This is a genomic window from Mesorhizobium sp. C399B (genome assembly GCF_030323185.1).
Taxonomy (GTDB): Bacteria; Pseudomonadota; Alphaproteobacteria; order Rhizobiales; family Rhizobiaceae; genus Mesorhizobium.
Genome location: NZ_CP100472.1, coordinates 5,371,354 through 5,383,525 on the forward strand (window position 1 = coordinate 5,371,354; position 12,172 = coordinate 5,383,525).

Here is a 12,172-nt window from a genome sequence, read left to right on the forward strand (position 1 = left end):
AAGCCCTGATCGGGTTCGGTATCAGGGGAACGGCAGAACGCCCTCGACCGCGCCTTCGGCACTTGTCAGGGTGTAATACAACCCGCCATCGGTCGGTGTCGTCGACGGCCGGTCGAGGATCGGAATGGTAAATACCAGCCGGCCGTCCTTTTCGCTGCGTGCAGGCGCCCCGAACATATAATCGCGTCCCCCGGCGACGAATAAATCCGCCGCCTCCGGATCTCCGGGAAAAGTCGCCTCGACCATCAGCGTCTCATGGTCGCCCGGCAGCACCTTGATCCCGAAATCGGGCTTGGCAGGCGCGGGCAAGGTGGCGAGTGCAGCCTTCACCAGCGCCGCATCCTCGGCATTGTCGGGATCGGCGGCGGGATCGACGCTCAGCCGCGTCTGCACCGGAATACAGATCGTCTCGCAGATGCCGAGAAAGATGTCGGCATCGATGACGGCCGCATCCCCAGGCGACGACAAAGTGAATGTCACCGGCAGCGAGACCGGATGGTTGTAGCCGGCCCATTTGCCGTAGCCGTCGTCATGGCGCTGCGGCGGCGGGAAGGAAAACGCCGCATCGGTGATGTTGGTGCTGGCCGAAACGTCGATCTGCGGCGGCACGCCGGCGTCGCCCGGATCGCGCCAATAAGTTTTCCAGCCGGGCTTGAGCGCGATGTCGAGCACGCCCTGTATGCGACCGGCCTCGTCGGCCTTGCCTGTTGTCACCAGCCGCACCTTGCCGCCTTCGCTGTTGTACCATTCCGACGAGGAGGCGGCGGCGGGCAGGACTGCTCCGCATCCGATAGCAATACCGAGCAGCAGGATTTTCAAGCTTTGCATGGCGTTGATTTGATCGTCAGTTCATGGCCGCGCAATGTTTTCATGGCGCTCTGCGTATCATATTTGCGTGACCTTCGGGCAAGGAACAGTTGGCTTCAAGCAATCGGCCGAGTGAAGTTCGCAGTCAAGATTCCGTTGTTCCAACCGTTGGGCTTTGGCCGAATCGCACGCGGCGCATCTTTTCGGCGTCCCGGAAACGCGTTACGCTCCAGTCCATGGACTTGTTGCGCCACAAAAAGACAGCCGGTGGACGCGGCTTTCTTGACGACCAGTTTCTGATTGCCATGCCCGGCATGAAGGACGATCGCTTCACGCGCTCGGTCATCTACATCTGTGCGCACAGCGATGAAGGCGCCATGGGCCTGATCATCAACCAGACGCAACAGATGCTGTTTCCCGATCTTCTGGTGCAGCTCGGCATCATGAACGAACAGGAGGCGATCAGGCTGCCTGCGCAGGCCCGCGACTTCGTGGTGCGCAATGGCGGCCCGGTGGACCGCAGCCGCGGCTTCGTCCTTCACTCGGGCGACTACCGGGTGGAATCCTCGCTCACCGTCTCCGACGATATCTGCCTGACCGCGACGGTCGACATATTGCGCGCCATCTCGTCCGGCCGCGGCCCGCGGCGCGCTTTGATGGCGCTCGGCTATTCCGGCTGGGGCGCCGGCCAGCTGGAAACCGAGATCGCCGAGAATGGCTGGCTGACCTGTCCGGCCACGCCGGAGCTGCTGTTCGACGCCGACATCGAGCGGAAGTACGACCGCATCCTGGCATCGATCGGGATTGATCTGACGCATTTGAGCCTGGCCGCGGGGCACGCCTGAAGCCTCGCCTTCGCCGACGTTCCGCCGAACCTTCGCGACTAGCCGAAGCCGCCCGCCACTTTCGTCATCCTAGGGTCTGCGCCGCGTCGCTGCGCTCCTTGCTTCGCCCTAGGATGACGAAGGCGCGGTCGCTTCAGCTAATTTTCGGGGTTCATTCCAATGTAACCACGCGCCTGCACGACGCATGCCTCACCCATCACGCCTGCGTCATCGGGTACTGTTCTTTCAACGCCTTCAGCACCTGGTCGCCTGGCATCGGCGCGCCGAACATGAAGCTTTGCACATATTCGCAGCCCATCTGGCGCAATTCCAGCGCATCGCTTTCGTCGGAAATGCCCTCGGCCACCACCGACAGGCCGAGTTCATGCGCCATGTTGACCATGGATTTGAGCAGCACCGCCCGCTTCGGCGTCGCGTCGTCGACGAAGCTCTTGTCGATCTTGATGGTGTCGAAGGGGAAGCGGGTCAGATAGGCGAGCGAGGAATAGCCGGTGCCGAAATCGTCCAGCGACAGGCCGATGCCGAGCTGCTTGAGTTTGGTCAGCACATGCGAGGTCTGCTCTGGATTGTCCATGACCAGCGATTCGGTAAGTTCGAGCCGGAAGCAGCGCGGCTTCAGATTGGCGCGGGCGATGACCGAGCGGACATCGCTGACCAGGTCGCGGCGGATCAGCTGGCGGCTGGACAGATTGACCGACACCGACAGCGGGGTGTCGCCGATCTGCTTTTGCCAGCCGGCGAGGTCTTCGGCCGCCTGCTGCATGGCAAACAGCCCAAGCTGCACGATCAGGCCACAGCTTTCGGCGACCGGGATGAAATCGCCCGGCGGGATCATGCCGCGGCGCGGATGGTCCCAACGCAGCAGCGCTTCGAAGCCGGCAATGCTGCCGTCCTCCAGCCGCACGATCGGCTGGTAGGCAAGGGTGAATTCGCGCCGCTCGATGGCGCGGCGCAGATCGGATTCGAATTGCAGCCGGTCGGTGCCGACGGTGCGGAAGGCCGGCCGGAACGGCTCGATCCTGTCGCCGCCGAAGCGCTTGGCCTGGTGCATGGCAAGCTCGGCGTCCTTGACCATGTCTTCTGCCGAAGTCTGCGCCGAGGTCCAGGTGATCAGGCCGATCGAGGCAGTCAGCACGATCTCGCGCTTGGCGAAGGTGATCGGGTTGTTGATGGCGTGCTTGATGGCGTCTGCCACCGCCGCGATGCGGGAGGGTTCCTGTTCGGAGAGCAGCATCAGGGCGAACTGGTCACCGGCAAAGCGCGACAGCGAATCCTTAGGTTTCAACAGCCGGTGCAAGCGGCGCGCAATGGTGAGCAGGATGGTGTCGCCGGCCGAGATGCCAAGCCCGTCATTGACCTGCTTGAAACGGTCGATGTCGATGACGAAGACGGTGGGGCGCACCTTCTCTTCGGTGCGCGCGATCGAGATGATGGCTTCCAGCCGGTTCATCAGAAGTTCGCGGTTGGGCAGGCCGGTCAGATTGTCGTGAACGGCATCGTGCAGCAGCCTTTCCTCGGACTTTTTCTGCTCGGTAACGTCGACCATGGTGCCGACGCAGCGAATCACTTCGCCATCCGAGCCGATCACCGGCCGCGCCCGAAGCAAGAACCAGTGGTAGTGCCCGTCGGCGCCGCGCAGGCGGAAATTCTGCGAGACCCGGCCGCGCCGATGTTCGAGCACCACGTCGAGCGTGGTGCGGAACGTGTCGCGGTCGTCGGCATGCAGCACCGGCAGCCAGTTGCGGGCCGCACCCCCCAGGCTGTTGGGAGCGAGGCCAAGCTGGATGCTGACGTCGGGCTTGGTGACGACGCGGTCGCGCAGCACGTCCCAGTCCCACACCGTGTCGCCGGAGCCGGCTACGGCCAGCGCCTGCCGTTCGAGGTCGGAGAACAGGCCCTGATGCAGCGCGCCGCCGGCAAAGGCATGCTGCATGACGGTGAAGCCGATCAAAAGGATGATCAGGATCAGCCCGCCGCCCAATGCCGGCTGGGCGATGTCGTTGTCGAGCATGCCGGTGATCGCCATCCACGACCCGCACAGCCATAGCAGCACCATCACCCAACTGGGCACCAGCATGATCGCACGGTCATAACCACGAAGACCGAGCAGGATGATGAGGCCAAGCCCGGTCAGCGCGGTGGCGGCGAAGGACAGCCGGGCAATACCGGCGGCGACGGCCGGATCGATGATGGCCACACCCGCAATCAGCACCAGGCCGAGGATCCAGACCAGCGCGCCATAGCTGAAATGGCCGTGCCACCGGTTGAGGTTGAGATAGGCGAACAGGAACACCACGAAGGTCGCCGCAAGCGCCACCTCCGTTCCCGCCCGCCACATCTGCTCGTTCCCGGGCGATATCTCTATGATCTTGTTTAGAAAGCCGAAATCGACGCAGATATAGGCAAGTACCGCCCACGCAAGTGCGGCTGTCGCCGGAAACATCGAGGTTCCCTTGACGACGAAAAGGATGGTCAGGAAGAGCGCCAGCAGCCCGGCGATGCCGATGACGATGCCGCGGAACAGCGTATAGGAATTGACCGAGTCCTTGTAGGCTTCCGGCTCCCATAGATAGACCTGCGGCAGCTTCGGCGAGGCGAGTTCGGCGATGAAGGTGATCACCGTTCCCGGGTTCAGCGTCACCCGGAACACGTCGGCGTCGGAGCTTGACTGGCGGTCGAGCGCGAATCCCTCGCTGGGGGTGATAGCGGCGATGCGGGTGGCGCCGAGATCGGGCCAGAAGATGCCGGAATTCACCAGCCGGAAATGCGGCGCCACGATCAGCCGGTCGAGCTGCTGGTCGGTGGTGTTGGCGAGCGCAAACACCGCCCAGTCACCGCTCGAGCGCGCGTCATTGGCCTCGACCTCGATGCGCCGCACGATCCCGTCGGGACCGGGCGCGGTCGACACCTGGAAGTTTTCGCCCTGATTGACGTAGATCTGGACGGCGCGCGACAGGTCGAGCGCGACATCGTCGCGGGCAATCTTGATCGGTTCGACGGCGAAGGCCGGGAGCGCCGCGCAAAGCGTGACGACAACCGCCAGAACAAAGGCCAACAGCGACCCGTTTCGCAGGAAATTCGTCAAAAATCAGTCCTTCGTTCCAGCGCCCGGCGGATCGTCCGCGATCCGGGCGTAGAGGTAGTGGTCCTGCCAGATGCCGTTGATCCTGAGGTAGGATCGCAGAAGTCCTTCGCGCCGGAATCCGGCTTTTTCAAGCACGCGGATCGACCGGACATTGTCGGGAATACAGGCAGCTTCGATCCGGTGCAACCTCAGCGTATCGAAGGCGAAGCGGCAGACCACCTTGACCGCGTCGGTCATCAGGCCGCGGCCGCCGAACCGCTCCCCGATCCAGTAGCCGACATGGCCGCTTTGCGAGACGCCGTGGCGGATATTGCCGAGCGTAATGCCGCCTGCAAGCTTGCCGCTCGCCTTCTCGAAGATGAAGAAGGCGATGGCGGTTCCCTGCGCATAGTCTTCGCGGTAGCGGCCGATGCGCAGCCGCCAGGCGGTGCGGTCGAGTTCATCGGGCGTCCAGCGCGGCTCCCACGGTTCGAGGAAGGCACGGCTTTCGCCGCGCACCGCCGACCATTCGCGATAGTCGTTGGTGTAGGGCACGCGCAGCATGACCCGGTCGCCTTTCAGTGCCGGCAGGTCACGGCGAAAGAAAGGGAGCGCGAACACCGGCGCTTGAAGGCTTAGACGGCGAGCTTGCGGGCCGTGGTGTGCGTGCCCGCAAGCGAATCGAGAATCGCCTCATAGGGCGCGAGCGTACCCACCGGTCCAACCGCAGTCAGCGTCGGCTTGGTCGAAAACAGCCGGGACGAAAGGTCGGTCAGCCGCTCGACGGTCAGCGCCGACAGCCGTTCCATCAATTCCTCCTTGGCGATCGGCCGACCGAACAGAAGCAGCTGCCTGGCGATCTGCGAGGCGCGGCTGGCCGGGCTTTCAGCCGACATGATCAGGCCGGCGCGATATTGCGCGCGGGCGCGGTCGAGCTCTTCCTGAAGGATATTCTCGCCGGCCTTCTGCAGCTCGTCGATAATGACCGGCACCAGTTCGGCAATGTCGCTCTGCCCGGTCGCGGCATGAACGCCGAAGATGCCGGTATCGGAAAAACCCCAGTGGAAGGCATAGACCGAATAGCACAGGCCACGCTTTTCGCGGACCTCCTGGAACAGCCGGGACGACATGCCGCCGCCGAGGATCATCGACAGCACCTGCGAAGCGTAGAAATCGCGCACATGATAGGCTCGGCCTTCGAAGCCGAGCACGATCTGCGCGTCCATCAGGTCGCGATCCTCGCGGAAATCGCCGCCGACATACTGCGCATATTGCGGCATCGTGCTGTCGGACTTGCTGCGGAAACCGCCGAGCTGCTTTTCGACCTCGCGCACGAAATTGTCGTGCTTAATGTCGCCTGCCGCCACGATCACCATCTTCTCGGCGCCATACTGGCGCTCGATGAAATCATGCAGCTGTTTGGAGGTGAAGGATTTGACGGTTTCCGGCGTGCCGAGGATCGAGCGGCCGATCGTCTGGTGGCGGAAGGCGGTCTCGGTGAAACGGTCGAAGACGATGTCGTCGGGCGTGTCGTGCGCGGCGCCGATCTCCTGCAGGATCACATGCTGCTCGCGCTCCAGTTCCTCTGGGTCGAATTCGGACTCCTGCAGGATATCGGCAAGGATATCCACCGCCAGCGGCACATCGTCGGACAGCACCCTGGCGTAATAGGACGTCGTCTCGACTGATGTGGCGGCATTGATCTCGCCGCCGACATCCTCGATTTCCGAGGCGATCTCGAAGGCCGTCCGCCTTTTCGTACCCTTGAAGGCCATATGCTCGAGCAGATGGGCCATTCCGTGCTCGTCGTCACGCTCATTGCGGGCGCCGGACTTGACCCAGGCGCCAAGGGCAACGGATTCGAGGCTTGGAAGGGTTTCGGTGGCGACTGTCAGGCCGTTCGACAGACGGCTTACCTCAACACCCATATAGCAAGTACTCCCTAACGCGCTGCCCTTGAGTGGCTGCTCACGTAATCTTCCACCATTTTCAGGTCGGATGGAAGTACCGTGTACTTTTCGTCGGCTGACATCAAGGACCCCAGCCATGCCGGCAGGGCCGGCGACACGCCGCAGGCGGCTTCGACCGCGGCCGGGAACTTGGCCGGGTGCGCCGTGCCCAGCACCACCATCGGCACTGCACCGTCAGCCTTGCCGGCGGCGACATGCACGGCCGCGGCCGTGTGCGGATCGAGCAGATAATTGCTGGATTCGAGCGTTGAACGGATGGTGGCGGCAACCTCGTCCATATCAGCGCGTCCGGCGTCGAATCCGGACCGCATCCGGTCGATTTCTGCGGTTTCGATGGTGAAGGCGCCGGATTGCTTGAGGCCGGCCATGTAACGCCGCACCGTCTCTGCGTTACGGTCGCAGGCCTCGAACAGCAGTCGCTCGAAGTTCGACGATACCTGGATGTCCATCGATGGCGACGTCGTCGCAAACACCCCCTTGGTGCGGTATTCACCGGTCGCGAAAGTGCGCGCCAATATGTCGTTGTCGTTGGTGGCGACGATCAGCCGCTCGATCGGCAGGCCCATCTTCTTGGCGGCGTAACCGGCGAAAATATCGCCGAAATTGCCGGTCGGCACGGTAAAGGAGACCGGTCTGTCCGGCGCGCCGAGCGAAAGCGCCGAGGAAAAATAATAGACGATCTGGGCCATTATGCGGGCCCAGTTGATCGAATTGACGCCCGACAGCGACACGCGATCACGAAAACGATGATCGTTGAACATATCCTTCAGCAGGCCCTGGCAATCGTCGAAATTGCCTTCGATCGCTAGCGCCTGGACGTTGGCGGCAGTCGATGTCGTCATCTGCCGCTGCTGCACCGGCGAGACGCGGCCATGCGGGAACATCACGAAAATGTCAGTTCGGTCGCGGCCGGCGAAGGCATCGATGGCGGCGCCGCCAGTGTCACCCGAGGTCGCGCCGACGATGGTGGCGCGCTGGCCACGCTCAGTCAGTACATGGTCCATCAGCCGGGCAAGCAGCTGCATGGCAACGTCCTTGAAGGCCAGCGTCGGACCGTGGAAGAGCTCGAGGATGAACGTGTTGGCGCCGGTCTGCACCAGCGGGCAGACGGCCCGGTGGCGGAAGGTGGCATAGGCTTCTCGCACCAGGCGCTCGAAGACGGGTGCGGCGATCTCGCCGCCGAGGAAGGGCGTCAGCACGCGGATGGCGAGGTCCGCATAGGGCAGGCCGCGCATGGCGCGGATCTCGGCTGCCGAAAACTGCGGCCATGTCTGGGGCACATAAAGCCCGCCGTCGCGGGCCAGCCCCGCCAGCACCGCATCGGCAAATCCAAGCACGGGCGCATCCCCGCGGGTACTCACATAGCGCATCGTCAAAGGTCCATTGCTGCCGCCGGTTTCATCCACGGCAATTGGTTAATTTTCCGAGCCGCCTCAGTCGCATTTTTGCCGTGGCGTTGCTATACGTCACCAACTTTGCGAGAGGGAAGTGCAGTTTCATGGCGTTTCATAAGTTCAACCGTCGCTTTGTCGCGGGTCTGGCGCTAACCGGCTTTATGCTTGCCGCCGCCGGTTGCCAATCGAGCGACAATGGCATCCTCAATCTCGGTTTCGGCAAGAAGACCGACCCGAATGCGCCAATACCGCCTCAGGATCCCAAGGTTCTCGCCAGCCAGTTGCAGGCCTACTGCCCGAAAGTGACGGTGCGTGACGGCACCGCATACTTCAATACCTACGCCAAGGGCGCGCCGCAGCCGAAAAAGAAAAAGGCTGATGCAACACAGGATGCCGAGGCCGCTGCCGCCGCGCAGACGGCGCCTGACGGCTCCATCGTCGATCCGAACAAGGATCCGGCCAAGATCATCTACCAGGCCTCGATCAGCGATGTGAGCCGCGATTGCAGCCGTGCCAACGGCCAGTTGACGATGAAGGTTGGAGTTGCCGGCAAGATCGTGCCGGGACCGCTGTTCGCCCCCGGCACCATCACCATGCCGATCCGCATTGCCGTCATGCACGGCCCCGACGTACTTTATTCGCAGATCCACCCCTATCAGATCCAGGTCAGCGATCCCTCGACCGCCACCCAGTTCGTGTTCACCGATCCCAACGTCGTCGTGCCCGAACCCTCCGCCCGGGATTACACTGTCTATGCCGGCTATGACGACACCGCGCCGGCGGGGGTGGACAAGAAGTCCGGCAAGAAAAAGAAGCGCGCTCCGGCGACGAACTAAGCGCCTGGGCGCCGTCGCTGCTGCGACGGTGCCGGTCAACTCTTTGAAAGATCCAAACGATCCGATCGTAATCCTGCAGGCGTGCGCCTGCGGCAGGTCGCGTCTGCGCTTTAATCTCGATCCATTCCGCCAGCGCACTTGACTCATCCATATCCCGGCGGTTATACGTCAATCAATAGCTCGCAGGTTATTGATCCCGATGCCGGACGCCCACGATACTTTGTTCAGAACGCTTGCCGACCCGACCCGGCGGGCCATCTTCGAGCGCTTGTGCCGCCAAGGTGAGCAGACCGTGGGGGCGCTGACGGCGCAGTCCGGGGTCTCGCAACCGGCGGTGTCGAAGCATCTCGGCGTCCTGAAGCTGGCCGGCCTGGTGCGTGACCGCCACGCCGGACGCCAGACCCACTACAGCGCGCAGCCCGAGGCACTTGGTCCGCTGACCAACTGGACAGTTCAAATGACAGGATTCTGGGAGAGCCGCTTCGATGATCTCGAGAACCTGCTGAAAAGGATGGACCAGTGAGCAATCCCGAGCTGCGCACCGTCGTCGTCGAACGTGAAATATCCTGGCCGGCGGAGAAGATCTGGCGCGCGTTGACGCAGCCGCATCTGATGGAGGAATGGCTCATGAAGAACGATTTCAAGCCTGTCGTCGGCCACAGCTTCAATCTTCGCGGCGACTGGGGCGGCGTGCTCGACTGCGAGGTGCTGGCCATCGAGCAAAACAGGACGCTGTCCTACAGCTGGGATTTTGCGCATGAGGATGCCGCCTACAATCTGAAGAGCGTGGTGACGTTCACGCTCACACCCACGAGCTCGGGAACCCATCTGCGCGTCGAGCAGTCGGGCTTCCATCCGAGCCAGAAGCAGGCCTATGGCGGCGCCAGGGCCGGGTGGCAGCAATTCCTCACCAAGCTGGAGCAGGTCCTGGCGAAGCCGGATTGAAGCCTGCCGGTACCATGCCCTGATCGCGGGGCACCGAATGCAAAAAGGAGGAAATCGATGAAGATCAAGCTGACCAGCGTCTATGTGGACAACCAGGACAACGCACTGCGCTTCTACACCGACGTGCTGGGCTTTGCTGTGAAGGCCGACTTCAGCAATGGGCCTTTTCGTTGGCTGACCGTCATCTCACCCGATGAGCCCGAGGGAGCCGAGCTACAGCTGGCGCTCAACGACAACCCGGCCGCCAAGGCCTACCAGCAGGCCATCTTCAAGCAGGGGCAGCCCGCGCTCATGCTGTTCACCGACGACGTCAAGGGTGATTACGAGCGCATCAAGGGACGCGGCGGCGCGTTCGCCATGGCGCCGACAGAAGTGACCGGCTCGACCATCGCCCAGCTCAACGACAGCTGCGGCAATCTCATCCAGATCACCCAACTGGCGCGTTGGTAGGCGCTGGTTTCAAGAGGAAGTTGCAATGAACTTGAGCAAATGGATACGTCAAACCCATCGTTGGCTGTCGATCATCTTGACGCTGACCGTGGCAGCCAATTTCATCACCATGGCGTTCGGGCAACCTCCGGCCTGGGTGGTCTATTCGCCGCTGCTGCCGCTATTCCTGCTGCTGTTCAGCGGCCTCTATATTTTCGTGCTGCCTTACGTCGCGAGATCGCGTGGCGAGCAGGGCGCGCAAGGGTAGGACATGGCCAAGGCGCTGGGAAAATCGAAGGTCGCAAAACCGGCCCCAGACAAGCCGGAAAAGCCGGTCCTGCTTTCGGGCGGCAACCCGCAGATCCCGAAGGCCTATGGGGACGCTCCGGTGCAGGCGTATATTGCTGCCATGCCGGGCTGGAAAAGCGATGTCGGGCGCCGGATCGACGCACTTATCGTCAGCGCCGTCCCCGGCGTCTACAAGGCGGTGAAGTGGAACTCACCGTTCTATGGCATCGAGGGCGAGGGTTGGTTCCTCAGCCTGCATTGCTTCACCAGATACGTCAAAGTCGCCTTCTTTCGCGGCACGTCGCTCGATCCTGTGCCTCCCGGCGGTTCCAGGCAAAAGGAAGTGCGCTATCTCGACATCCATGAAGGCGAAGAGATCGACGAAGCCCGCTTCGCCTCCTGGGTGAAGCAGGCCAGCCGATTGCCCGGCGATAAGATGTGAACGGAGGCAGACCATGAAGATCAGCATGTCGAGCAAGGATGAGGGAGGCGCCTCTGCCTCCGAGCGGATAGATGCCCGAATCCGGGAGCTGGACGATTGGCGGGGCAAGACGTTGGCCAGCCTGCGCAAGACCATCCTCGACGCCGACCCGGAAATCATCGAGGAGTGGAAGTGGATGGGCAGCCCGGTATGGTCACGCGACGGCATGATCGCCGTCGGCAACGCTCACAAGGACAAGGTGAAGCTGACCTTTTCTCACGGTGCCAGCCTGCCGGATCCCGACAGGCTGTTCAACAACGGGCTCAACGGCAAGGTGTGGCGCGCCATCGATGTGTCGGAGGGCGACGAGATCGATGCGGATGCGCTGAAAGCGCTCGTCCGCGCCGCGATTGCCTACAACAGGGCTAAGAAGAAACCGGCCAGGTCGGCCAAAGCCAAGGACTGATCGGTTCAGGCGTCCGACCACTCCGACAGAGCGGCAATCACACTTTTCAGTTCGGCCCAGCGGCGGATGACGGTTTCGGCGCCGGCTTCGGTCAGCACATCGGCATGGCCGGGATAGCTGTGCGCGGCGCCGGTGAAGCCGATCACGCGCATGCCAGCGGCCCTGGCGCCGGTGACGCCGTGCACCGAATCCTCGATGACGAAGGTGTTTGCCGGATTGGCGTTGAGTTGCTGCGCCGCGATCAGGAACACATCCGGCGCGGGCTTGGTTTTCTTGCTTGGTATTTCCAGCGCTGAAAAAATCCGGCCGGCGAAGAACGGCAGCAGGCCCACTTTCTCGAGCATGAACTCGATCCGCTCCAAGCGTGAGTTCGAGCAGACGCAGCGCGGCGCGGTAACCGCGGCGACCGCCTCGCGCACGCCGTCGATGGCGCGCACGTCGCTGCGCAGTTTGCGGTCGACCAGCTCTTCGGCCCGGTCGATCATCGAGGCCTGGAACGGGATGGCGGATTTTTGCTCGACCCGCATCATGATGTCCTTGAAGGTCAGTCCGGCATAGGTTTCGGCGTATTCCTCAGCCGAGATTTCATATCCGGCCAAGGTCAGCAATTCGGCTTCGACGCGGGCTGCGATGATTTCGGAATCGACGAGCACGCCGTCGCAATCGAAGATGACAAGATCTGGCTGGGGCATGGCAATCCGAACGAG

Annotated in this window: 14 protein-coding genes; 8 read left to right on the forward strand and 6 right to left on the reverse strand. The window is 62.6% G+C overall.

Features of this window, described 5'->3' with window-relative positions:
* Positions 1 to 21 precede the first annotated feature (21 nt).
* On the reverse strand, positions 22 to 828 hold the full coding sequence (locus tag NLY36_RS25480) for a protein-disulfide reductase DsbD domain-containing protein (RefSeq protein ID WP_023706670.1): 807 nt from the start codon (positions 826 to 828) through the stop codon (positions 22 to 24).
* Positions 829 to 1,043: 215 nt separating this feature from the next.
* On the opposite strand from NLY36_RS25480, the gene NLY36_RS25485 reads away from it, so the two are divergent.
* The gene (locus NLY36_RS25485; RefSeq protein WP_023735573.1) at positions 1,044 to 1,652 is read left to right on the forward strand and encodes a YqgE/AlgH family protein; all 609 of its coding nucleotides are present in this window, start codon (positions 1,044 to 1,046) and stop codon (positions 1,650 to 1,652) included.
* Positions 1,653 to 1,848: 196 nt separating this feature from the next.
* Here the strand turns inward: NLY36_RS25485 and NLY36_RS25490 are convergent, their stop codons facing one another.
* The 4 genes from NLY36_RS25490 to thrC are packed head-to-tail and all read right to left on the reverse strand — an operon-like array spanning position 1,849 to position 8,056.
* The gene (locus NLY36_RS25490) at positions 1,849 to 4,737 is read right to left on the reverse strand and encodes an EAL domain-containing protein (RefSeq protein ID WP_023706671.1); all 2,889 of its coding nucleotides are present in this window, start codon (positions 4,735 to 4,737) and stop codon (positions 1,849 to 1,851) included.
* 3 nt (positions 4,738 to 4,740) lie between these two features.
* On the reverse strand, positions 4,741 to 5,337 hold the full coding sequence (locus NLY36_RS25495; protein ID WP_023668403.1) for a GNAT family N-acetyltransferase: 597 nt from the start codon (positions 5,335 to 5,337) through the stop codon (positions 4,741 to 4,743).
* A gap of 14 nt (positions 5,338 to 5,351) precedes the next feature.
* Positions 5,352 to 6,644 (reverse strand): M16 family metallopeptidase, encoded by a 1,293-nt coding sequence (locus tag NLY36_RS25500; RefSeq protein WP_023668402.1) that lies wholly within the window; start codon positions 6,642 to 6,644, stop codon positions 5,352 to 5,354.
* Positions 6,645 to 6,658: 14 nt separating this feature from the next.
* Positions 6,659 to 8,056 (reverse strand): threonine synthase, encoded by a 1,398-nt coding sequence (gene thrC / locus NLY36_RS25505; protein ID WP_023735572.1) that lies wholly within the window; start codon positions 8,054 to 8,056, stop codon positions 6,659 to 6,661.
* A gap of 128 nt (positions 8,057 to 8,184) precedes the next feature.
* Here thrC and NLY36_RS25510 point away from each other — a divergent pair, with 128 nt between their 5' ends.
* The 7 genes from NLY36_RS25510 (at position 8,185) to NLY36_RS25540 (ending at position 11,465) form a co-directional block, all read left to right on the forward strand.
* Entirely contained in the window at positions 8,185 to 8,916 is a 732-nt protein-coding gene (locus NLY36_RS25510) for a hypothetical protein (protein ID WP_023735571.1), read from the forward strand.
* 199 nt (positions 8,917 to 9,115) lie between these two features.
* Entirely contained in the window at positions 9,116 to 9,439 is a 324-nt protein-coding gene (locus tag NLY36_RS25515) for an ArsR/SmtB family transcription factor (protein ID WP_023698528.1), read from the forward strand.
* A complete protein-coding gene (locus tag NLY36_RS25520; RefSeq protein ID WP_023698529.1) occupies positions 9,436 to 9,861 on the forward strand; it encodes an SRPBCC family protein in 426 nt (141 codons plus the stop codon). Before NLY36_RS25515 ends, NLY36_RS25520 begins: the two co-directional genes overlap by 4 nt.
* Before the next feature lie 57 nt (positions 9,862 to 9,918).
* Positions 9,919 to 10,311 carry a VOC family protein gene (locus NLY36_RS25525; RefSeq protein ID WP_023668397.1) on the forward strand — a complete coding sequence of 131 codons (393 nt, stop codon included), beginning with the start codon at positions 9,919 to 9,921 and terminating at the stop codon, positions 10,309 to 10,311.
* A 25-nt stretch (positions 10,312 to 10,336) separates the two neighbouring features.
* Positions 10,337 to 10,558, forward strand: a complete 222-nt coding sequence (locus NLY36_RS25530) for a hypothetical protein (RefSeq protein WP_023698530.1) — start codon at positions 10,337 to 10,339, stop codon at positions 10,556 to 10,558.
* A gap of 3 nt (positions 10,559 to 10,561) precedes the next feature.
* A complete protein-coding gene (locus NLY36_RS25535; RefSeq protein WP_023735570.1) occupies positions 10,562 to 11,020 on the forward strand; it encodes a DUF1801 domain-containing protein in 459 nt (152 codons plus the stop codon).
* A 13-nt stretch (positions 11,021 to 11,033) separates the two neighbouring features.
* The gene (locus tag NLY36_RS25540) at positions 11,034 to 11,465 is read left to right on the forward strand and encodes a DUF1801 domain-containing protein (RefSeq protein WP_023698532.1); all 432 of its coding nucleotides are present in this window, start codon (positions 11,034 to 11,036) and stop codon (positions 11,463 to 11,465) included.
* A 5-nt stretch (positions 11,466 to 11,470) separates the two neighbouring features.
* On the opposite strand, the gene NLY36_RS25545 is transcribed toward NLY36_RS25540, so the two are convergent.
* A complete protein-coding gene (locus NLY36_RS25545) occupies positions 11,471 to 12,157 on the reverse strand; it encodes an HAD family hydrolase (RefSeq protein WP_023698533.1) in 687 nt (228 codons plus the stop codon).
* Positions 12,158 to 12,172 lie beyond the last annotated feature (15 nt).